The following is a 19,858-nucleotide window of genomic DNA, read 5'->3' as shown; positions in this document are numbered from 1 at the left end:
GTGGAACCGCGCGAGTGCTGCAATCAGCTGTGAATTGCTTAACGGAGAGTGCGAGGTCCGGCGCGCCTCAATCCAGATTGTGGTCGGCGAACATCTTCAGGCCGACGAAGCTTGCATCGGGCTTCATGACGAGACGGGTCGGGATATTGCGCAAATAGTCCTGGAAGCGCCCTTTGGCTTCGAAACGCGCGCGGAACGCTGAAGCCGAAAGGAATTCCGGAAAGCGCGGCACGATCCCGCCGGCAATGTAGACGCCGCCTCTGGCGCCGAAGGTCACCGCGAGGTTGCCGGCAACCGAGCCGAGGATGGCGCAAAACATCTCCAGCGTGGCGCGGCTGAGCTCGCAAGTCCCGTCCAGCGCCGCCTTGGTGACCGCCGCCGCATCGCGTTGGGGCACCTGGGCTTCATCGACCTCGGCCATCGCTTCGTAGAGGGACTGCATCCCCGAGCCGGAGAGGGCGCCGCGCTCGATGGAGACGTGGCCGAAGCGCCGGCGCATGGCGGCGATGACGCGCTCCTCGCGCTCGGTCTCAGCCGGCAGGGTGGCATGACCGGCCTCGGTGACGACGGCCAGCCGGGAGCCATGGCGCTCGACCAGGCAGGAGACGCCGAAACCCGTCCCGGGCCCGACCACCAGCAGCGGCTCCCCGGACATGCCATCCTGTCCGCCGAGCGGAATCAGGTCGGCCGGCTGCAAGGCGGGCAGGGACCAGGCCACCACCTCGAAATCGTTGAGCACGTGGGCGCTGTCGAAGCCGAGCGCCGACTGAAGCTCGTTGCCGTCGATCACCCAGGGGCTGTTGGTCATGACGCAGCGGTTATTGGTGACGGGACCGGCGACGGCGAGGACGGCCCTGACCGGCTTCTCGCTGTCGGCCCGCCGCAGCACGTCGGCGATGGCTTCGCGGACCGTCGGATGGTCGGCGACCTTCACATAGTCGATCGGTCCGATCTGCTTGCCATTGCTCAGCGCGAAGCGCGCGTTGGTACCGCCGATATCGGCGAGAAGAATGTTTCCTGTCTTGCCGATACTCATGACCATTTGGCTACCTTAGCCTTGCAGGCTTTGGGAACCCTTTCCTCCACGCCTTCGCCGCGATCCGTATGCCGCGGATATCAGAGATTCCGCCCTCGGGTACAGCTAGTCAACACGGACGAGGCCAAAGCGTTGCATCCAGGAGGATCAGCCGGCCGTTCGCGCGACATCGTTACAGGGTGTCGGAGGTTGCGAAGCGGCGCGGGAAGATCGACATTGACGACAGCGGCCTGCGCCTGGTGCGCCGGACGGACGACATGGGGCCTTGCGATGAAGATAACCGACCGCGACGTGCTGCTGGCGATCGACGTGCAGAACGATTTCTGCACGGGCGGGGCGCTCGCCGTTCCCGGCGGAGAGAAGGTCGTCCCCGCCATCAACCGGATCGCCCAAAAATTCGCCAATGTGGTGCTGACGCAGGACTGGCACCCGGGCGACCACGTCTCCTTCGCGCCGAACCACGCGGGCCGCCAGCCGTTCCAGACCATCGAGCTCGACTACGGCACCCAGGTGCTCTGGCCGGCGCATTGCGTCCAGGGCACGGCCGGCGCCGAATTCCATCGGGAGCTTGAGGTCGCCCGCGCGAACCTTGTGGTGCGCAAGGGTTTCCGCCGCGGGATCGATTCGTATTCGGCGCTGTTCGAGAACGACCACAGGACGCCGACCGGTTTGCTCGGCTATCTCAGGGAGCGCGAGCTGAAGACGGTTTTCGTCGCCGGCCTGGCGCTCGATTTCTGCGTCCGTTTTTCCGCGGAGGATGCGCGCAAGGCGGGATTCGAGGTTGCCGTGATCGAGGACGCCTGCCGTGGCATCGACCTCGACGGCTCGGTCGCAGCGACCCATCACAGCTTCAGGGAGCTCGGCATCTCCGTGGTCAGCCTGGAGGCGTTTTTGTGAGGATGATGCGGTAATGGCGGCGGGGAAGAGCGGTCAACAGCCCGGTGGAGCGGGGCGCGGTTCCGATGACCCCGTGCTGTGGCCGTTTGCGGCGGCACGTCTCGCCATGGACGCCTGCTTCTGGTGGCTGGAGCGCGGCCCGGCGGAGCAGGGCGAGGGCGACCTTCCCTGGACCACACCCGGCATCGTGGCGCTGGAGCTCGCCACCATGCGGCTGCGCGATTGTTCGCGGACGCGATCCGGTCAGCCGGCTCTGGTCTGCGCGCCCTATGCGCTGCATCGGGCCTTGATTGCCGATTTTGCACCCGGTCACAGCGTGATGCAGTCGCTGCAACAGGGCGGCATCGACCGGATCTATCTCACCGACTGGCGCTCGGCCACGCCTGACATGCGCTATCTCTCGATCGACAGCTATCTCGGCGATCTCAACGTCGCCGTCGACGAGATCGGCGCGCCGGTCGATCTGGTCGGCCTGTGCCAGGGCGGTTGGCTGTCGCTGCTTTATGCGGCGCGGTTTCCGGCCAAGGTGCGGCGGCTGGTGCTGGCAGGTGCGCCGGTCGACCTCTCGGTCGAGTCCAGGCTGTCCCAACTCGCCCGCAACGCCCCCGGGATCGTCTACGACCAGCTCGTCGCGCGCGGCGGCGGCAATGTCAGCGGCGAGGAGATGCTGCGGGTCTGGTCGAAGGCGCCCTGCCGTGACGACGTTGCGGCGTCGTTGCAGAAAGACCTCTCGGACGCGGAGGGCGCGGCCCTGCTCGCGCGCTTCGAGCGCTGGAACACCGAGACGCTCGACCTGCCGGGCACCTATTATCTCCAGATCGTCAACTGGATCTTTCGAGAGAACCGGATCGCGTCAGGCAATTTCACGGCACTCGGCCGCGCGATCGACCTGAAGGACGTCAAGGCGCCGGTCTTCCTGCTGGCCGGGCTCGACGACGATGTCGTGCCGGCCACGCAGGCGCTCGCGGCCGCCAGCCTCATCGGTACGCCGCCGGCTTTCGTCGCAGCCGCTTCCGAGCCGAGCAACCATCTCGGGCTGTTCATGGGCGCGCGGACCCATGCGCACGCGTGGCCCCGGATCGCGGAATGGCTGCGCAACGACCTCTCGGGCGTGCTCGCGCGCAGCGCGTGATTCTGCCAAAAAAGCCGGCCGGCGAAGCTGCAAAGCGGTTATGCATGATGGCGGATGGCCTGCACGGGGCGCGGTCGATGGGCTACATAGAGTCCAGCGCCGGCGGCCGGTCCGGCAAGATTTAAGGGTCCTTTGCCCGATGAGCTTCCACTCGATCTACGCCCACGGGTTTGCGCGCGTTGCGGCCTGCGTCACCACCTCCCATGTGGCCGATCCCGCGGCCAATGCGAAGGCGGTCATGGCGGCGGCCAAAACCTGCGACGCGCAATCGGTCGCGGTGGCCGTGTTTCCCGAGCTGTGCCTGTCCGGCTATGCGATCGAGGATCTCGTCAAGCAGGATCCGCTGCTCGACGCCGTCGAGCGCGGGCTTGCGTCGATCGTCGAGGCCTCCGCGGCGCTGATGACCGTGCTGATCGTCGGCGCACCGCTGCGCTTTGGCAATCGCATCTACAATTGCGCCGCCGTCATTCACCGCGGCAGCATTTTGGGAGTGGTGCCCAAGAGCTATCTGCCGACCTATCGCGAATTCTACGAGGGCCGCCATTTCGCCTCCGGCGCCGGCATCGCGGGCGAGGCGATCGCCATCGGCAAGCTCCACGCGCCATTCGGCACCGACCTGCTGTTTGCGGCCGAAGATGTTCCCGGCCTCACCATCGGCGTCGAGATCTGCGAAGACATGTGGATCCCGGTGACGCCCGCCTCCGAGCTTGCGCTGGCCGGTGCGAGCGTGCTGATCAATCTATCGGGCAGCCCAATCACGATCGGCCGGGCGCGTTCGCGCGCGCTGTTGTGCCAATCGACCTCGGCGCGCTGCCTTGCGGCCTATGTCTATTGCGCCGCCGGGGCAGGGGAATCCACCACCGACCTCGCCTGGGATGGCCAGACCTCGATCTACGAGAACGGCGTGCTGCTGGCCGAGGGCGAGCGGTTCCGGCAGGCGGGCCAGATCACGCTGGCCGACGTCGACCTCGACCTGCTGAGGCAGGAGCGCGCCCTGATGGGCACGTTCGACGACAATCGCCGGCAGCGCGAGGGCCGTTTCCGCAAAGTTAGCTTCACCCTGAAGCCGCCTGCGGCCGACATCGGCTTCCTGCGCAAGGTCGAGCGCTTCCCGTTCGTGCCGAGCGATGAAAGCCTGCTCGAGCAGGATTGCTACGAGGCCTACAACATCCAGGTCGCGGGCCTCGTGCAGCGCATGCGCGCGACCGGCACCAAGCGCGTCGTGATCGGCGTATCAGGCGGTCTTGATTCCACCCATGCGCTGATCGTCGCCGCCAAGGCCGTCGATCTCTTGGGCCTGCCGCGCGAGAATATTTTGGCCTACACCATGCCGGGCTTTGCCACCGGCAGCGAGAGCAAGACCAATGCGCTGGCGCTAATGAAGGCGTTGCAGACGACTTGGCAGGAGCTCGACATCCGCACCACCGCCACGCAGATGCTGAAAGATATCGGCCATCCCTTCGGCACGGGCGAGAAGGTCTACGACGTCACCTTCGAGAACGTGCAGGCAGGCCTGCGCACCGACTATCTGTTCCGGCTCGCCAACCACCATGGCGGCATCGTGATCGGCACCGGTGACCTCTCCGAGCTCGCGCTCGGCTGGTGCACCTATGGCGTCGGCGACCAGATGGCGCATTACAATGTCAACGCCGGGGTGCCGAAGACGCTGATCCAGCATCTGATCCGCTGGGTGATCGCCTCGAAGCAATTCAGCGGTGACGTGAACGGGACGCTGGGCTCGATCCTGTCGGCCGAGATCTCGCCGGAGCTGGTCCCAGTCAAGCCGGGCGAGAAGCCGCAGAGCACGGAGGCCTCCATCGGGCCCTACGAGCTGCAGGATTTCAACCTGTTCTACACGCTGCGCTTCGGCCTGCGGCCATCCAAGATCGCCTTCATGGCGTTCCAGGCCTGGAAGGACGTCGCCAAGGGCGAATGGCCGCCGGCATTCCCGGCCGACAAGCGCCGCGCCTATGATCTTCCGGAAATTCGGCGCTGGCTTGAAGTGTTCCTGCGCCGCTTCTTCGCCTTCAGCCAGTTCAAGCGCTCGGCGATGCCCAACGGACCGAAGGTCTCGGCCGGCGGATCGCTGTCGCCGCGCGGCGACTGGCGTGCGCCGTCGGATTCGAGTGCTGCGGCCTGGCTCGAGGATCTCGAGCGGAACGTGCCGAAGTAAGTGGAGAGGGCAGTCCAGAACGACTTCGCGCCGCACGGCTCACAGAGCCGGCGGTGCGAAATTGCGTTCGATGAAGAAAGCACGAGGTCCGGAGTGCCTAGGAGTCCGGACCTCGTAACCTTGCCCCAGCCTTTGATCCCCCGCCCCAGATGGTCCCCCAACCCCGTGGTGCGCGATCAGAGGGTGATGCCCTTGGAAGGCCGCCGATCGATGTCCCGCGATGTACGCGAGACAGGGTTAGGACTCCATTCCGGTTCACTACGGATTTAATCGCGCTTGATTTTGCGCGCGGATGCATGCGCCTGAAAGCAGCAAGGTGCGACTGGCTCCGCGATCGGCTCGATCCGACTTTGCAGTAAATGCTCCGTCATGGCCGGGCTTGTCCCGGCCATCCACGACCTTTTCGGCGGCATCAAGAACGTGGATGCCCGGGACAAGCCCGGGCATGACGGCTGAGATTGCCTGTGCCCACGCGCCGGAAGCAGGGGAGGCCTGCGATAGACCAATCCGGGGCTATCAGAGGCAAGTTCTCGTTGCGCCCGCCCACCCCGTGCGCTATCCGGCCGGAAAGGCCTGAGGCGGCTTCGATATTTTCCGCTCAGGCACCCAAACCCGAGGACGGAAACCGCCATGCCAGCCTATCGCTCCCGCACCACCACCCACGGCCGCAACATGGCGGGCGCCCGCGGCCTCTGGCGCGCAACGGGCATGAAGGATGCGGATTTCGGCAAGCCGATCATCGCGGTCGTCAACTCCTTCACCCAGTTCGTGCCCGGCCACGTCCATCTCAAGGACCTCGGCCAGCTCGTCGCCCGCGAGATCGAGCAGGCCGGCGGCGTCGCGAAAGAATTCAACACCATCGCGGTCGATGACGGCATCGCCATGGGCCATGACGGCATGCTCTACAGCCTGCCGTCGCGCGAGCTGATCGCCGACAGCGTCGAGTACATGGCCAACGCGCACTGCGCCGACGGGCTCGTCTGCATCTCCAATTGCGACAAGATCACGCCCGGCATGCTGATGGCCGCACTTCGGCTCAATATCCCCGCCGTGTTCATCTCGGGCGGCCCGATGGAGGCCGGCAAGGTCAAGCTGCAGGGCAAGACCAAGGCCGTCGATCTCATCGATGCCATGGTCGCCGCGGCCGATAGCAAGGTCAGCGACGAGGACGTCAAGGTGATCGAGCGCTCGGCGTGCCCGACCTGCGGCTCCTGCTCGGGCATGTTCACCGCGAACTCGATGAACTGCCTGACCGAGGCGCTCGGCCTGGCGCTGCCCGGCAACGGCACGGTCGTCGCGACCCACGCCGATCGCAAGCGCCTGTTCGTCGAGGCCGGTCACACCATCGTCGATCTCGTCCGCCGCTACTACGAGCAGGACGACGCCTCTGTGCTGCCGCGCAACGTCGCGAACTTCAAGGCGTTCGAGAACGCCATGACGCTCGACATTGCGATGGGCGGCTCGACCAACACCGTGCTGCATCTGCTCGCCGCCGCCCATGAAGGGCAGGTCGCGTTCACCATGCAGGATATCGACCGGCTGTCGCGCCGCGTGCCTGTGCTGTGCAAGGTTGCACCATCAGTTGCCGACGTGCATGTCGAGGACGTGCATCGCGCAGGCGGCATCATGGGCATCCTGGGCGAGCTCGATCGCGCCGGCCTGATCGACACCTCGGTCTCGACCGTGCACGCGCCGACCATGAACGAGGCGCTGGAGCGCTGGGACATCAAGCGCTCGAAAAGCGAGGCGGTGCGTACCTTTTTCCGTGCCTCGCCCGGCGGCATCCCGACCCAGGTCGCCTTCAGCCAGGAGCGCCGCTACGACGAGCTCGATGCCGACCGCGAGAAGGGCGTCGTGCGTAACCTCGAGCACGCCTTCAGCAAGGACGGCGGCCTCGCCGTGCTCTACGGTAACCTCGCGCAGGACGGCTGCATCGTGAAGACTGCAGGCGTCGATGCCTCGATCCTGACATTCTCCGGCCCCGCACGGGTGTTCGAGAGCCAGGACGCGGCCGTCGAAGGCATTCTGGGCGGCAAGGTCATCGCCGGCGAGATCGTGGTCATCATCTACGAAGGCCCGCGCGGCGGCCCCGGCATGCAGGAGATGCTGTATCCGACCAGCTATCTGAAATCGATGGGCCTCGGCAAAGCCTGTGCGCTCGTCACCGACGGACGTTTCTCCGGCGGCTCTTCGGGGCTGTCCATCGGCCATCTCTCGCCGGAAGCGGCTGAAGGCGGCAACATCGGTCTGGTTCGCACCGGCGATCGTATCGCCATCGACATTCCGAACCGCAGCATCAACCTCGAGGTCTCCGACGAGGAGCTCGCTGCGCGCCGTCTCGCCGAAGACGCGAAGGGCGATGCCGCCTGGCAGCCTGCAGCCCGCAAGCGCAACGTCTCGACCGCGCTGCAGGCTTACGCTGCGCTCACCACCAGCGCGGCCCGCGGCGCGGTGCGCGAAGTAAAGCGGCGCCCGAAGTAGGCGCGTCTTGTACGGGCGCGATCGCAAACGTCGCGGTCGTGCATGGTCAACAAGTTCTGAACGGCCGGTGAAAGCCGGCCGTTCGCATTAAGGATGCCCCGACGAACTTCGGCAGCCATGGGTTTTGCGGCGTATACTGCGGCGACCTTCGCAAATCCATTTCGGGCAACTGGGGCGCTACCACAATGTCTCGTACTCTTGCTGTCGTTTTCTCAACAGTCGTCGCTGCCATTGCCATGACCACCGCGGCCTCCGCCGGCTGCTACAATTGCTACGCGCCACCGCAGCCGTGCACGACCTGCTATCAGCAGCAATACGTCGCGCCGCAATACCGCGCCGTCGACGAGACCGTGATGGTGTCGCCCGGTGCGACCGTTGCGCATCGTTCACCGGCGCAGTACCGCACCGTGATGGTGCCGCAGACCGTGATGGTGGCGCCGCCGAGCGTGCAGTACGAGCGCATCCCGCCGCAATACGCCACGCGCCAGCGCGTCGAGATGGTCTCGCCGGGCTATTCCTATTACGCGCCGGTGGCGCCGAGCTGCAGCAATTGCGGCTACTGAGCCAACGCAACCAGAGACGAACGCAACAAGCAGACTTCGCGCGGTGCCCCCAAAAAGGCGCCGCGTTTTCTTTTGCGGGCGAAGCCAAACGAGGCCCGGAAATAGAGGTGACTCCAACCGGGCCTCGCGACCGGCGACGCCCTGGGAGGTGTCACCAGTCCTGATCGAGGCTAGAGGACCAAACTGACGCGCGCCTGACAGATCGTCCGATCAGCGTCATATCCAACTCACGCCCGGCTGCATTGCTACCGCAATCGGCGCGGTGTTATGCTCGTCGCAGAACGGGGAGTTTCTCGATGCACAAAATCGCCGTCGCCGTCTTGCTTGCCCTGATGGCCGCCCCCGCGCTGGCGGAGGAACATATGCTAGGGCCTGGCGAAGAGCCCAAGGCGAAGACGGCGACACAGAAGGCGGACGATGAGCGGGCTGCGCGCGCCTATCAACGCTCCCTCAACAATGTTCCGGACCAGAAGGCGGTCGATCCGTGGGGAACTGCCCGCGGCGATGATGCGTCGAAGAAGTCGGCCGCGCCGGCCAAGCCGGTTGTGAAGCAGTCATCCAAGGCCAAGAGCGGCAGCACCGCCAACAAGAGCGGCAGCACCGCCAATTAGCAAAGATGCGTGAAACGGCGGGCTCCCTTCGTCCGCACACGACGCGCAGTAGCCCGCGTGCGCTCCGACCTACCAGTAATCGACAATTTGATACCGGCCGGCGCCTTGTTTCGATGGCGGCATGCCTCGCCCTGTCCGCCATACGCCTACGCACGCCGATGGCAGGCCACTCTATTCACACCTGATGCCGAACATGCAGGTGGGGCAGCCGCAGCGGTTGACGACGCCATGCGAGCCGCCATAAAGAAGCGCACCGACGACGTTGGGTAGCAAAGCGGTAGCAGAGTCCTCGAAATGTTCTCTGCGAAGCGGCGAAAAGCCTAGCAATTTCAAGTCTTGGAAGGGTGGCCGAGTGGTTTAAGGCACCGGTCTTGAAAAACTAATGGCCGCGTTGTGCCTCGTTGCTTCCAGTGTTGTTCCGTTTGGTTTTATTGAACTTTTGGGACGCTCTAATCCGCCCGCGTCCACCTAGTAGCTTACTGTTCTATCTGGTTTGGCCCCAAAATTGTCCCCGAGAAGGGGGATCACTGGCCTAGAAAGCCGGTGGCGAGCGCCGCCAGCGTCGTCGACATGGATTCATCAGCACGCTTTGCCCGCTTTCGCTTCGCGTAATTTCTGAGCACGACTGCCGGATCGTCGCCTATGCGCTCAGCCACCCGGTGCACCGGAATGCCGGCGTCGAGTAGAGCAGTTGCGTGAACGCCTCGGAGATCGTGAAATCTGGTTGCCCCGAAGCCGATCACGCCGGCACGCCTGGCAAACTCCTTTGAGAAATTCCTCGGGTTGCGCGGTTTGGTAAAGTCGACACCTGCGCCGCGCTCCGGCACCGCTGGAAAAACGAGCGCCTTGGCGGGCAGTCGCACGAGCGTCAGATCGACGGCTGCGTCGTCTGGAATCCCTGCCGATAGCCGCTGGTGGCTTTCGCGGTGCGCGAGCAATACGCCTATGGTGGCACCGTCAATGTCGATAGTGCGGTAACCGCGCTTTGTCTTGGGAGGCTTGACGCGGATCCCAAATTTTTTCGTCTGCTCGAGGGCGCGCTCGATGCGCAATTTTTTCTTGTCGAAATCAATGTCCGCCCATCGGAGCGCCAGCAGCTCGTTGCGCCTGGCGCCAGAAGCCGCCGCCAAGGCGACGATAGGGAATAAGCTCGATGGCTTGAAGCCGGCGATGAGTGCGGCGAGCTCAGCTTCCTCAAGCCCCTCGCCAAGATCGTCGCTTTCGTCGTCGGTCTCAGCACCAGCATTCGGGTCGGGGATTTGCTGGACATGAGCCATCGGGTTCACAACGATTAATCGTGTCCGGTGAGCCGTGCCGAGCGCCGCGCCTAACACGACGTGCACGTGATGGGCAGTCCGAGGCGCGATCTTGCCTTCGAGGCCTCTATAGAGTTCGTCAATTGCCGTTGCCCGCAACTGCTGAAGAGCGGTCGCCCCGATCGTTGGCGCAACGTGCGTATTCAAAAGCTGCTCATATCGCTCGAGCGTGCGCTGCCCGACTTTCTTCTTTTTGCGGCCTGGCGCGCCGGCGGCGATCCATTGCTGAACCGCCAACGCAATGGCGCGTCGGCAGCGCGTTTGCGAGCACTGCACCAAGCCCTTCACTGCCCGCAATCCCAGCGGCAAAGCGCGCGCCGGCCTTGTGCGCGAGGGTTTGTATTGCTCACGCCGCTGCGCGGTGATGGGGCGGATCGGGGCGGATCTGTTTTCGGAGGCAGGCCTTCGTTGCCCATAACGCTCGACCAGCTGCGGCGCACGTGCGACCAGGCGGAAGGCCTTCCGACCGACGTTGCGCTGGAGGTGCTCGCAGACTTCGAGCGATACGTGCGCGCCGCCGGCGCGCTCGAGCTGGACCAGGCCTTCGGACTGTGTGGGCCATCGGGCTCGCGTCCCTGGCATGCTCGCCTGGCGCGGGAGCGCGCCCTGGCCGTGCTTCGGGAGCTTGGCGCCTTCCTGGGAGGAAACGCATCGCAGCGCGCCGACGCGATCGGGCGGGCGCTGCGTAAGCATCGGCCGGCCTGGCTCCGGCACGATACGCTGGGCATGGACGACCCGGTCATCCGAAGATACGCTTGCGCCGCCGGCCGTCCCTACGGAGATGGTGCGCGGCGAAGCCATGGTGTCCTCGGCCTTTGCCGAAATAGGCCGCATGTTCGGCCGATTTGAAGCAGGTAGCGTCACGACAAGAGACGACGCTCTCCGCGATATGTTGGGCCCAGCGATACTGGAAAGAATTCAGGGCAATCTGGAGCGCCTCAAATGAGCAAGCGCAGCTACGGTGACGGTGGCATCGAAACCCGCGGCGACGATGTTCATCGCCTTCAATATAGGATCGACGGGAAGCGCTATCGGCTGACATTTCATGGCAGCCTGAAAGATGCGCGGGCAAAGCTGAGATCGCTCATCCGCGCCGCCGACGTCGGCGAGCATGTCGATCCGAGCAGACTCACTGTGGCACAGTGGATTCCCCGATGCACGCCGTGAAAATAAATGCCCCCATCGGCGACGGGATGCTCGATCACGCGTAGATGGTCTCGCCACCGCGCAAGGCCCGCGATCAACGAGAGTGGCCCGACGCGCAACGCCGCGGAAGCCGCGATCGGTTGCGGCCATCAGCAACGCCGCAAGCGCGATCGCTCGCCGTTTGATTAGCTTGAAAAACCGATGATCAATCAAAACTTCGGCTCCAGAAAAAATTTCTCCGCGTGGCACCATATGCGGTAGCTGCTCTCCAAGGCTGCAGAGATTTAATCCCCCTTACTTACCAGGGGCGCCGACCAAGATTTGACATGTGATCACGCACTCCCTTCGGTTCGGAAACCGGCGCGCTGCCATGCGGCGCGCTTCATGCACCGCTGCCCTGCTATCTCGCCGTAGACATCGAGCCAGAACGGCCCGTCTAAATCGAAGGTCTCACCACAGCTGCGACGAAGCACGCGGCTTCCGTCGTACTGGATCGCAATGTCCCGTACGGCCGCGTCTCGGCTGACCACGGAGCAGATGCTGTTGCGTCTCCGCATCGCTCGATCCCAAGTCCTGATGATTTTCATTTTACCGTCGGCCATCGTGCCGGCGCCGAACAGCGGCAGTGCCGCTTCGCTAGGACGGTAATCGATAACAAGATGCTCTGAGCCTCTGTGCGCAGCAACGACAAGCGGATGATCTTTGACGCGCTATCGCTCGACGACGCGATTCCGGACAGCTTCGAGAGCCTCCGCAAGTTGCTTGGCGATGCAAGCGATTGATTTTGTTGGCGGACCGCTGGTCAGAATAAACCGGTTTTTTTGACCAGTGCATCGTGATGGTTTCTCCCCAAGCTCAGTATGAGAGGCGGCGATGAACATCATTCCGAAAATGTCCGGTGCGGCGCTGACCGACGACAAACTGATCTTGGAGACGCTCCTCAACTCCGAAATCGGAAAGAAGGCGATCGCCGATCGGCAAAAGGACGTTCTTGCGTTCCGCACGTCCGCGGCCAAGAAGCTCGCCGAGCTCGACGCGGCGGCGGGGGCTTCTTTTCCCAAGCTGCGCGCCGCTCGCGAGGCGGCAGAAGCCGAGGCCATTGCGGCGGAGCGGCGGTGGCGCGAAGCCTGTGATCGTGCGCAGCAGGCGCGCCAAGCGATAAGCACCGCCAGCTTTGCCCACGACGCCGCGCTCCGTGAGGCCGAGGCGAAGCTGCTGTCGACGGCGCATCCTGAGATCGCGCTGTTCGTGAGCGAGATGGATGACGCCCACGAAGCCTGCTTCAGGCAATTCGGGTATTCCAACGGCTCGGAGACGAATCGCATCACCGGCAAGCGGGTCGACTACACAGTAAACAACGCAGCGTCCATTCAGGCCCGCCAACACGCAATTCGCGAGGCTCAGGAGCGCGCGCGCCAGATGCGGCTGGAGCCGGATCAAACGACGGTGCCCGCTCGGTTGCAGGAGCTGCGCAACGGCCTTCCGGCCATCAAAGGGCTTGAGTGGTGACGGCGCAAGCGCTGGCTCACTGAAGGATCAGGTTCAACTACCAGTCATCAAGGGGATCTTGAAACCAATGCCGAACCTTCGCTCACCGGCCAAACGACCTGCCGAGACATTGAAGTCCATCATCACCAGAGCAGCCGCGAGAGCAGCCACGATGCCGCAGCCGTCGCCTCAGCCCAAATCGGAACGTATCGCGGGAGTGCCTGCCGAAGGGCAAAGCCTGGGAGCGGATGTGCGGCGCGCGCGGTTCGGCGCACAGCGGGCATTCGGCGAATTTCTTCAGCTCGTGGCAAACGCGAACGACGGCCCGCCCGATGCGCGGTTGCTCCGCGCAGCCAGTGAAGTTGATCCCACCTCTGGAGGCTTTCTGGTGGGGCCTCGTTGGTCCGATCAGCTCCGGGAATCGGCCTATGACGCCAGCGTCCTTGCGCAGATGGTCGACATCGAGGAAGCCGAGCGCCCGGATGTGAAGTTGCCGGCCGTGGATGAAACAAGCCGTGCCGACGGTGCGCGCTGGGGCGGCTTCGTATCGTATTGGGCAGCGGAATCGGCCTCCGTCGCCGGCTCCTGGCCGCGCGTGAAGTTGCTGGAGTTCAGCGGCCACAAGATCATCATCCTGGTGCGGTGCAGCCGAGAACTGCTGTCTGACGTATCGCTTCTGGGTGGTTTCATCAGCAGGGGATTTGCGGCGGAAGCCGGCTTCAAGCTTGACCAGGCCGTCCTCAGTGGCACGGGCGCCGGCACGCCGCAGGGAATGCTGAAATCGGATTGCCTGATCACGATTGCCAAGGAAGGCGGACAAGCGGCCGCCTCGATCGTCAGCGAGAATGTCAAGAAGATGTGGTCGCGACTGCCTGCGCCATGCCGGCGCCGCGCGGTTTGGCTCTGCAATGAGGATGCGGAAGGCGAGCTCGAAAATCTCGGCGGTGCATCGGGGCCGGCGCTGTACATGCCGGCCGGCACCGGCGGCAATCCATATCCGCTCTTGAAAGGCCGGCCAGTCCACGTGCTGGAGCAAAGTCCTCCGCTCGGCCAGGTCGGGGATATCGCGCTGGTCGACCCGACGCAGTACCAGATCATCGACGGCGGCCAGCGGACAGCGCTCTCGCTCCACTCCCGTTTCGACAATGACGAGGTTGTGTTCAAGTTCACGTGGCGCGTCGACGGCAAGGGCATCTATTCCTCGCCGATCACACCCTACAGCGGTTCATCGACCAGGTCGCCGTTCGTCGCGCTCACCGCGCGATGATGCAACAAGTTTCGCCGCGCGCCCTTCTGTGCGCGCGGCGAAAATCGAGGTTGTCCTGCGACAACCTCTCGCCGGACCGCACCGGCTGCGCGGTGACGAGCTAGGTCGCGCAGCCGGTGACGGCAAAAATTCCGAATTCGCGCCACCATCATCAGAGGGCAACGATCAAATGTCGCTTACAGCTTCATCCGTCTTCCGCGATTATGTCACCGACGGTGTGCCGGCATCGGGCGTTAATCCGCCAGCGAAGGCGGAAATTCGGACACTTCTTGGCGCCTACGAAGAGGGCATCGACGGAATCAAGGTCTCGACATTTTCGACGCTGACAGAGGCAATCGCGGCCAACATCAAGGTTGGCGCAGACGTCGTTCGCACGCTCGGCCGAAACAGCATCGGCGACAATGGTGCCGCCACGTACATCCGCATCGGTGCGTCGACAGCGGCGGCTTGGCGGTTTCAGAGCCTTGATGGCCAGTGGTGGGCTCTGAGTGATCGCGTGGTTACGCCAGAAATGTTCGGCGCGGTTACCGGGCAGGACTGCACCAGCGTATTCATCGCGATGGCGGACTGGTTGAACAATTGGACTGGCGGCGGCGGCATCGTCGTCAACTTCCTGCCGAACGCCGATTACAGCATTTGGCCGGTCGGCACGCATCCAGGTTACCTAATGCGGTTGACGTCGCTCGACGGCGTCACCTTCAATTTCAATGGTGGTCGAATCTCAACACCGAACGCCTTCGGCTTCAATGACAGCCCGATTGTATTTTATCTGGAGCACTGCAGCGATATTGTCTTCAACGGTCCGTCCTATGCTGCCACAGCGTGGTCCGGATCGCTTCACTCAACAGATTTTGGCGAGTTCATTTCGGTCTATGAAACGGCTGCTCCGTGGTCGGAGAACATTCGCGTATATGATGCAAAGCAAAACGGAGGCTCAGGATTCTTCCGGGTTTCGTGCTTGGACCCAGCGCTTAACGGCGGAGGCTTTGCGCAAAATTTCACCGTCATCAACGCCGACATTCAGAACGTTTTCTATGGTTTGGTTTTCCAGGCTAGCGGTGACAATTTTTTCGCGCGCGGGATCAAGGGCACCAACAACGGACGCATATATTTCCCGTGGAATGTTTCGAATCACGACGTTGAAATCATCAGCGACGGCAGCACCGCTGGCTTCGTCAACGTACATTTGAAGGCTTACGCACTGCCTTGGGCGGGTGAGCTTCGTAGAAGCCTCTCTAACATCAGGGTAAAATATCGCGATTCCGCTTCCGCGACAGTTACGGGCTTTCACGCCGGGCTGTTTTTGCAGCAGTACATGCCGGAAGTAGTCGTAACCGGTGCCGCGAATAATGGATCGGGCTTGGTGCGCCTAACGGTTACCGCGTCTAACACGACAGCCCACATGGCGACCGGGCAAACCTGGTTCGTTAACGGGCTCGGCGGGAATCCTGGCAGCGTGAACCTGCTCCAGTGGAAAATCACAGTCGTCGATTCTACCCATGTTGATCTGCAGGGGTCTACATTCTCAGGATCGTATACGTCCGGCGGCTACATGCGCGTGCCTGCCACGCTCAAGAATATTCACGTCGAGCTGGATGTTACCGGCAATAGTGCCGTCACTGAATCGCCCGTTTTCGTCACGCAGAAGAATAATGAGGACGGCACCGTCGACACGACCACTAACGGCTACACTATCGAGAACATTGCCGTCAGCGGCTCCATCAAGAACGCCAATTCGGGATCTCCGGCCGTTTCACTTTTTGCCAACAACGGGACATCAACAGGGACCTGGACGTCGGAGACCATTCGAAACGTCGTCCTGCGCGATCTGACGATTTCCGGGCCCAACGCAACGGCCGTGGTCGACGCCACCAACGTAACCGCCAACATGGTGCTCGAAAACATCTGGAGCACGCCCGGCGGTGTCCTCTGGACGCTGACCGATCCGAACAATAAGGCGCGGATCAGAAATGTCAGCGCAAGTGGAATATCGGATCGTCTGCCCGGAACGGCCACCAACGATAACGCCAGTGCAGGCAATATCGGCGAATACGTCGAAAGCGTAATCACGTCGGGGTCGGCGGTGGCATTGACAACCGCCACGGCCAAGACGGTGACGAGTATCAGCCTCACGGCCGGGGACTGGGATGTCGATGGAGTAGTTGGATTCTTGCCAGCCAATACAACGAGCGTGACGCTTTTTGCAGGGTGCCTATCGCTTGTTACGAACACACTCGATGTCACACCCGGTCGGATCGTAAACCCGCCGCTTGGCACAGTTGTCTACAATGGCGGCACAGCCACGCACGCTCCGGTCCCGCCTTATCGATTTAGCCTTAATGCCACGACGACAGTTTTTCTGGTCGCTCGGTCTGATTTTACGGCTAGCACCAATGTAGCCTACGGCATCGTTCGAGCGCGGAGGGTTAGGTGATGGCCGGCGCGCAGGTCGAGCGTAGGGGGTGAGCTTATTGGCTGGTGCGTCTGTTTGCCTCACCAGCCTCTAATCAGCGCTGATGTCCAAGTCCGACTCGTGAACGACAACGGCGACAAGATCGGTCGGTAGTGTTGGCGCGGCAGAACGCTGAACTGCCGTCGCGCATTGTGGCCATAGTGAAGGACGCCCGAAGGAAGCTTCCGAGGGCCCACGCACTTCCGCATGCAATCCGGCCAATCTCCTAGAGTCCATCCAATGGCCGTGCACAAAGCTACGCGCGATCCTAACCGCTGCCCGTTAGCTCTCCGCTATTGCCCTCTTCGCCGCATGCATCAGAAACCCTGATCGTGTAAGGCCTTTGCTCTTTGCGTATTGGTCGATCTCGTCGAGTAAATCAGCCGAAATCGTGATGCTGACGCGGACTGATTTTGTTCCCGACGTTGGCGCTGCAATGAGAACGGCGACGCCAACCCTATTCTCTTGGTCTGCCATGATCGCTTCGAGCGATGACGGCTGCGGGATCGCCCCACCATCTTCGACCATGCCCTCGAGATGCAGGGCGAGAGCCTCGGTTGCCATGTCGTGTGCTTCGTCAAGAGTCGAGGCGGCCGTGATGACGCCGGGCAGATCCGGAAACGACACGCCGTAGTCGCTGTCGGAGTCTTTGCGGATTAATCCGATGTATTGAGGCACGCTTGAGACCCTCCATGGTCAGATTATACATCCTGCCAGTCGATCACGAGCCGGCCGCCGAAGAATTCGACGGCTTTGGCGATCTTGTCGAAATTGTCCGCGCCAGGTTTACGACGAGGTCGCAGGATATGAAGCCCGCATCCAGATTGCGCCGCGAGCGCGAGCAGGGTAACGCGATCCTCTCGCGCGCGAGCTCTTATCTGCTCATAGATCGAAACCATGTCGAAGGTTTTGGCTTTTTTCAGGCCGAGCTTTTCGTTCGCCATGTTGCGGATCGAGAGGACCGGATGCCGCGGGAGAGCTTTCACAACATCGGCTGTGGGGCTGCTGGACCACATTTTGCGGAGCAGACTGATTTCGGCGCCTGTCCACGGTGTTTGGCCATTGAGGCGGCACCTTCTGTTACAGCCGAGGCGAATCCGCCTGGTTGAGATCGCCGCCACAGTGCGGTTCTTGAAGAGCTTCACGACCTTCGCTAACGGGAGGCCCGCCGTTCGGTAAAGGCGACGATCTTCGACCTTCGTCCACTCTTGCTGTTTAACAATAGCACCGAGCAAATGACGGCGCTGCTTTATTGCTTCCTTGCTGCGCTCGAGCAATCGAGCGGCACCCTTGATCGAGTTGCTCCTGACGATCTCGTCTTCGTGAGGTTTCCACTTTACAGCATCGTTCGCCGGTGGGCACGTTGGCTTGACGACGTGCCGCCGGTTCTTCACCGCCGACGCGGTCCTCCACGGGAGAAGTGCCGCGGCGTCCTTGGTCGAATGTGTTCTGACGATATTGTCTTCCCTGGCGGTCCACCTGGTGGGATTGGGCATTGAGCGGGCTCCAATTTGCGAGGATTCCGCTAAAATGTGCGCCCGATCGACTGGCCCGGAAAAGCGTGCCTTGGATCTATTCCCCGATAACAACAGGGGGCCCCTCTATGAGGCGACTGCCGCGCTTTAGGCGCCCAAGTCGTTTCGATAGATGTAGGTCCGATAGAGCAGGACCACGCAGCCGACGCTGAGCGCGCAGAACATCAGTCCTGGAAAGACATTGCCGGATTTGAATGCGGTGGCTGCGATCGAGAGGTTTCCGAAGAAGCCGATGACGAGAACAATAACCCACCAAACGAGGAGTGGCTTTGCCACTAGCGCCCCGAACGGTACGATTTTATCAGCGACGGGCAGTAGGACGAAAAATCACGGTCGGCACGCGCATCGGGCGTGCAATGGACGCAATAGGCAGCGGCGTTCTCTCCTCGGTAGTCGGGATCAGAGGCGCCGCTGAGCATCATTGTTGCGAGGTTCTGACGCCTCTGGAAGATGAAGCCGCGAGCTCCGGCGTAGCCGCCCATGCTGTTCTTCGAATTGACCATTCCACACACCACGTCGCCTTCGCCGGTCGTTGAGACTTTGAAGAGATCGGTGAAGCGCGCCGATTCAGGATCCTTAAGCTTGCGGATCAGGGCCGCCTTTGCGTCGGCAAATTCATCGGCTGGAGGCTTCTTGGCTGTGGAGGCTTTGGGGGTGGTCTTAGGCGCCGCGTCGTAGCAAGCCAACCTGGCGGCCGCATCCGGGATTGACTTGCACTCAGCGGCGTTGGCCGCGCTTCCGCACAACAGGGCGATGATGGCCGCCATAAACCTCAGCATGAAATCCCCCGACCGTAGTAGCGAAAGCTAGCGCAACCGTTGAGAGCAAAGAAGTGAGGCACCCTCTTTTTAGTATAACTGACTGTACCCCAGCGGAACAGTTTCTCGTCGGCGTGGCGGCGCGAAAGCCCGCGCCAGGACGCATGCGCCGTCGCTTCGCCTCTTCACCTTGCTCCCGCTTTCGGACTGTACGTCGACATCTCCGTGGCGCTCGGGCTGGCCTTCTCTCGTCTCGAAAGATCTTCGTGCACCCTCGGATAAGCGTCTGCCCACACGTTCATATTGTGCAGCGCGGCGCCGACGCTATCCCAGACCAACTCTATCGGCGGATGCTCTGCCGCTCGTCTCGCGTATGCAAAGAACGACGACGCGCCCGCATAGATGATTGCGGCATCGACAACCAGGCTCTCCAGCTGGTGTCGCGTGACAACGCCGTGAGCAGACCTATCCGAGACCAGAAGCGATTGAAGTCGTGCTTGGTGAATTTGAATGCGCGCCAACGTGGTCTCGACCAATCTTGCGTCCATGGCTTCGCTGTATTCGATGAACTCCGCTAACACATCCAAGCTTTTCGAGGGGACGGCCTCATCGGACAGCGCTGACGTTGCGGAATTCTTTGGAAGTGCCTCCCGGTCGCACCGCTCGATCATTTCCTTGAGTTCGTTCACAGTCGCCGCCGCATACCTCGTGATGTCACTCAAGGCCAACGGCAGCACTGCCCGGAGCGCAGCATGTTTGCGCGCGCGCTTTTCGCTGTCGATCTGCCTCGCGTGCTTGATAGACCTGGTCGTGTTGTAATAGGCCAGTGCTGCGGCAATCATCGCGACAGTGGCCCCCACCAAGGTCTGCCAACGCTGCAGCCACGATAAGAATGCGCCTTCCGGAAGGTAGATGGACGGAAGGACTACGAATAGCCAAGCACCTAATACGGCGAGCGCTGACACCGTGATCGGGCGGTCCCTTGTATTTGCTTCCGGCATGC

17 protein-coding genes are annotated in these 19,858 nt (G+C 62.5%); 10 read left to right on the top strand and 7 right to left on the bottom strand.

The window, feature by feature from the left end; genetic code table 11:
• Positions 1–67 precede the first annotated feature (67 nt).
• On the bottom strand, positions 68–1,036 hold the full coding sequence (gene glk, locus ABID59_RS07170) for a glucokinase (protein WP_354083117.1): 969 nt from the start codon (positions 1,034–1,036) through the stop codon (positions 68–70).
• Between the two features lie 270 nt (positions 1,037–1,306).
• Between glk and pncA the strand changes: the two genes are divergently transcribed.
• The 6 genes from pncA (at position 1,307) to ABID59_RS07140 (ending at position 8,893) form a co-directional block, all read left to right on the top strand.
• Positions 1,307–1,933, top strand: a complete 627-nt coding sequence (gene pncA, locus ABID59_RS07165) for a bifunctional nicotinamidase/pyrazinamidase (RefSeq protein WP_354082910.1) — start codon at positions 1,307–1,309, stop codon at positions 1,931–1,933.
• A 13-nt stretch (positions 1,934–1,946) separates the two neighbouring features.
• Positions 1,947–3,065, top strand: coding sequence for an alpha/beta fold hydrolase (locus tag ABID59_RS07160; protein ID WP_354082909.1), 1,119 nt, complete (start codon positions 1,947–1,949; stop codon positions 3,063–3,065).
• Positions 3,066–3,204: 139 nt separating this feature from the next.
• Positions 3,205–5,238: an NAD(+) synthase gene (locus ABID59_RS07155; RefSeq protein WP_354082908.1), complete on the top strand. Its 2,034-nt coding sequence runs from the start codon at positions 3,205–3,207 to the stop codon at positions 5,236–5,238.
• Between the two features lie 630 nt (positions 5,239–5,868).
• On the top strand, positions 5,869–7,719 hold the full coding sequence (gene ilvD, locus ABID59_RS07150; RefSeq protein WP_354082907.1) for a dihydroxy-acid dehydratase: 1,851 nt from the start codon (positions 5,869–5,871) through the stop codon (positions 7,717–7,719).
• A 236-nt stretch (positions 7,720–7,955) separates the two neighbouring features.
• A complete protein-coding gene (locus ABID59_RS07145) occupies positions 7,956–8,282 on the top strand; it encodes a hypothetical protein (protein ID WP_354082906.1) in 327 nt (108 codons plus the stop codon).
• A gap of 296 nt (positions 8,283–8,578) precedes the next feature.
• On the top strand, positions 8,579–8,893 hold the full coding sequence (locus ABID59_RS07140; RefSeq protein WP_148749254.1) for a hypothetical protein: 315 nt from the start codon (positions 8,579–8,581) through the stop codon (positions 8,891–8,893).
• A 524-nt stretch (positions 8,894–9,417) separates the two neighbouring features.
• On the opposite strand, the gene ABID59_RS07135 is transcribed toward ABID59_RS07140, so the two are convergent.
• A complete protein-coding gene (locus ABID59_RS07135) occupies positions 9,418–11,010 on the bottom strand; it encodes a tyrosine-type recombinase/integrase (RefSeq protein WP_354082905.1) in 1,593 nt (530 codons plus the stop codon).
• 141 nt (positions 11,011–11,151) lie between these two features.
• On the opposite strand from ABID59_RS07135, the gene ABID59_RS07130 reads away from it, so the two are divergent.
• From ABID59_RS07130 to ABID59_RS07115, 4 genes are all read left to right on the top strand, one after another.
• On the top strand, positions 11,152–11,376 hold the full coding sequence (locus tag ABID59_RS07130; RefSeq protein ID WP_354082904.1) for a hypothetical protein: 225 nt from the start codon (positions 11,152–11,154) through the stop codon (positions 11,374–11,376).
• A gap of 852 nt (positions 11,377–12,228) precedes the next feature.
• Positions 12,229–12,864, top strand: a complete 636-nt coding sequence (locus ABID59_RS07125; RefSeq protein ID WP_354082903.1) for a hypothetical protein — start codon at positions 12,229–12,231, stop codon at positions 12,862–12,864.
• Positions 12,865–12,931: 67 nt separating this feature from the next.
• Positions 12,932–14,110: a phage major capsid protein gene (locus ABID59_RS07120; protein WP_354082902.1), complete on the top strand. Its 1,179-nt coding sequence runs from the start codon at positions 12,932–12,934 to the stop codon at positions 14,108–14,110.
• Between the two features lie 169 nt (positions 14,111–14,279).
• Positions 14,280–16,544 carry a hypothetical protein gene (locus ABID59_RS07115; RefSeq protein WP_354082901.1) on the top strand — a complete coding sequence of 755 codons (2,265 nt, stop codon included), beginning with the start codon at positions 14,280–14,282 and terminating at the stop codon, positions 16,542–16,544.
• A 300-nt stretch (positions 16,545–16,844) separates the two neighbouring features.
• Here ABID59_RS07115 and ABID59_RS07110 read toward each other — a convergent pair whose 3' ends face one another.
• The 5 genes from ABID59_RS07110 to ABID59_RS07090 form a co-directional block, all read right to left on the bottom strand.
• A complete protein-coding gene (locus tag ABID59_RS07110) occupies positions 16,845–17,240 on the bottom strand; it encodes a type II toxin-antitoxin system HicB family antitoxin (RefSeq protein ID WP_354082900.1) in 396 nt (131 codons plus the stop codon).
• Between the two features lie 23 nt (positions 17,241–17,263).
• Positions 17,264–18,058 (bottom strand): hypothetical protein, encoded by a 795-nt coding sequence (locus tag ABID59_RS07105; RefSeq protein ID WP_354082899.1) that lies wholly within the window; start codon positions 18,056–18,058, stop codon positions 17,264–17,266.
• 126 nt (positions 18,059–18,184) lie between these two features.
• Positions 18,185–18,373: a hypothetical protein gene (locus ABID59_RS07100; protein ID WP_354082898.1), complete on the bottom strand. Its 189-nt coding sequence runs from the start codon at positions 18,371–18,373 to the stop codon at positions 18,185–18,187.
• Positions 18,373–18,876 (bottom strand): hypothetical protein, encoded by a 504-nt coding sequence (locus ABID59_RS07095; protein WP_354082897.1) that lies wholly within the window; start codon positions 18,874–18,876, stop codon positions 18,373–18,375. Before ABID59_RS07095 ends, ABID59_RS07100 begins: the two co-directional genes overlap by 1 nt.
• Before the next feature lie 164 nt (positions 18,877–19,040).
• Entirely contained in the window at positions 19,041–19,856 is an 816-nt protein-coding gene (locus ABID59_RS07090; RefSeq protein WP_354082896.1) for a hypothetical protein, read from the bottom strand.
• Between the last annotated feature and the right edge of the window lie 2 nt (positions 19,857–19,858).

Source organism: Bradyrhizobium sp. S3.3.6, assembly GCF_040546905.1.
Taxonomy (GTDB): Bacteria; Pseudomonadota; Alphaproteobacteria; order Rhizobiales; family Xanthobacteraceae; genus Bradyrhizobium; species Bradyrhizobium cytisi.
This window is presented reverse-complemented; position numbering and strand designations above follow the sequence as displayed.

Bases quoted from the DNA above. Each gene is read 5' to 3' on its own strand.
- glk (WP_354083117.1), bottom strand. From the start codon at position 1,036: ATGAGTATCGGCAAGACAGGAAACATTCTTCTCGCCGATATCGGCGGT.
- pncA (WP_354082910.1), top strand. From the start codon at position 1,307: ATGAAGATAACCGACCGCGACGTGCTGCTGGCGATCGACGTGCAGAAC.
- ABID59_RS07160 (WP_354082909.1), top strand. From the start codon at position 1,947: ATGGCGGCGGGGAAGAGCGGTCAACAGCCCGGTGGAGCGGGGCGCGGT.
- ABID59_RS07155 (WP_354082908.1), top strand. From the start codon at position 3,205: ATGAGCTTCCACTCGATCTACGCCCACGGGTTTGCGCGCGTTGCGGCC.
- ilvD (WP_354082907.1), top strand. From the start codon at position 5,869: ATGCCAGCCTATCGCTCCCGCACCACCACCCACGGCCGCAACATGGCG.
- ABID59_RS07145 (WP_354082906.1), top strand. From the start codon at position 7,956: ATGACCACCGCGGCCTCCGCCGGCTGCTACAATTGCTACGCGCCACCG.
- ABID59_RS07140 (WP_148749254.1), top strand. From the start codon at position 8,579: ATGCACAAAATCGCCGTCGCCGTCTTGCTTGCCCTGATGGCCGCCCCC.
- ABID59_RS07135 (WP_354082905.1), bottom strand. From the start codon at position 11,010: ATGGCTTCGCCGCGCACCATCTCCGTAGGGACGGCCGGCGGCGCAAGC.
- ABID59_RS07130 (WP_354082904.1), top strand. From the start codon at position 11,152: ATGAGCAAGCGCAGCTACGGTGACGGTGGCATCGAAACCCGCGGCGAC.
- ABID59_RS07125 (WP_354082903.1), top strand. From the start codon at position 12,229: ATGAACATCATTCCGAAAATGTCCGGTGCGGCGCTGACCGACGACAAA.
- ABID59_RS07120 (WP_354082902.1), top strand. From the start codon at position 12,932: ATGCCGAACCTTCGCTCACCGGCCAAACGACCTGCCGAGACATTGAAG.
- ABID59_RS07115 (WP_354082901.1), top strand. From the start codon at position 14,280: ATGTCGCTTACAGCTTCATCCGTCTTCCGCGATTATGTCACCGACGGT.
- ABID59_RS07105 (WP_354082899.1), bottom strand. From the start codon at position 18,058: ATGCCCAATCCCACCAGGTGGACCGCCAGGGAAGACAATATCGTCAGA.
- ABID59_RS07095 (WP_354082897.1), bottom strand. From the start codon at position 18,876: ATGCTGAGGTTTATGGCGGCCATCATCGCCCTGTTGTGCGGAAGCGCG.
- ABID59_RS07090 (WP_354082896.1), bottom strand. From the start codon at position 19,856: ATGCCGGAAGCAAATACAAGGGACCGCCCGATCACGGTGTCAGCGCTC.